Origin of the sequence: Glaciihabitans sp. UYNi722 (genome assembly GCF_040549465.1) — a bacterium.
In the GTDB taxonomy this organism is placed as follows: Bacteria; Actinomycetota; Actinomycetes; order Actinomycetales; family Microbacteriaceae; genus Lacisediminihabitans.
On record NZ_JBEPTL010000055.1, the window covers coordinates 1 to 1,395 of the forward strand.

Below are 1,395 nucleotides of genomic sequence, written 5' to 3' on the forward strand. Positions count from 1 at the left end.
CTAGTACTACAGTCGCGTTTATGGGATGTGTCCGCGGGTTCGATAATGATGTCGTTTCGCTGTTTGTTGATGTCGGCGTCGCCAGCGTGAGCGGCTCAGGACGCGTTCGGGGTTGGCTGGCTGGGTGAAGACCAGGCAAACGAGGAGGTGCCTGATTTCGGGCAGGCTCAGAGTGATGAGGTCGCTGTCGTCTGGATGTTGGCCCCCTTTTTTGACCGGGTGACGGTCAGGAAGGCGTGCGCGAGCATTGAGAGGGTGATGTGTCGATACCAGCCTGTGTATTGACGCACCTGGTAATGGTCCAGTCCGGTTTGGCCTTTGCTGGTCTGGAAGCTTTCCTCGATGGCCCAGCGGGCTCCGGCGGCCCGAGCCAGGTCGGCGAGGGCAACGCGTTTGGGTCCGTGGGTCAGGTAGTAGGCGATGTCGGTCGGGTCGGTGAGGCTGCGCCTGGCCAGGATCCAGTACTCGGCGTCGGGATCGCGTGCACCGTTGATACGAGCCCGGGCCCACCCGTAGCGGCGATCACCTTTCGAGCCGTTGCCGGCGGAGCGAGTCCGCCACGCGGTCGCGGGCAGAGCGGCGATCAGCTCGTCGGCGCGCCATTCACCGCCCGGGACACTTCCCGTTGTCTTGGCGATGACATGCTGATTCATCGGCACCGCAAGGACGTAGAACACGCCTCGATCCTCGAGTGCTTTCCGGAGTTTGTAGTACTGCCCGTAGACGGCGTCTCCGGTCACCCATCGGGCCGGGACGCCGGCGTCCAGCGCACGGGCGAGCATGTCCATGGCCAGTTCTGGTTTCGTCTTGAAGCCACGATCGGCGGGGATCCCCGCCGCATCGCAACGTTCCCGGTCATCGGTCCAGGCCTTGGGCAGATAGAGCTCCCGATCCAGAAACGTCCGCCCCGCTGGGCTGGAGTAGGTCAGGAACACGCCAATCTGGGAATTCTCGATCCGTCCGGCAGTCCCGGAGTACTGCCTCGCGACCCCGGCCGAACGCTTTCCTTTCTTCAAAAACCCGGTCTCATCAACGATCAACACACCCCCGGCCGCGCCGAGATGCTTGACGACGTAAGACCGCAGATCATCGCGCACCGCGTCGGGATCCCAATCGGTCGTCGACAAAAGACGCTGCATCCGGTCCGGAACAGCCTGGCCGGCCTGCTCAGAGAGCGTCCAGGAATTCTTCCGTTCCTGGCCCGAGAGAAGCCCCCGCAGATAGTCAACCGCGTTCTCCCGCGGCTCAGACCGAGCAAAACGCGGCCAGATCAGCTCACGAATCTCCGCCAAACCGTCAGCCCACTCTTGTACCTCTGCCACACAAACATCATCGCCCACCCGCAAGGATTAACACGGGAACGCCAAAAATCGTCCAAAACACGCCGAAGACAAT

The 1,395-nt window shown here is 62.4% G+C and carries 1 protein-coding gene; it reads right to left on the reverse strand.

Annotated elements, in window-relative coordinates:
- Positions 1 to 167: 167 nt before the first annotated feature.
- Positions 168 to 1,322: an IS701 family transposase gene (locus tag ABIB56_RS18435; protein ID WP_502917626.1), complete on the reverse strand. Its 1,155-nt coding sequence runs from the start codon at positions 1,320 to 1,322 to the stop codon at positions 168 to 170.
- Between the last annotated feature and the right edge of the window lie 73 nt (positions 1,323 to 1,395).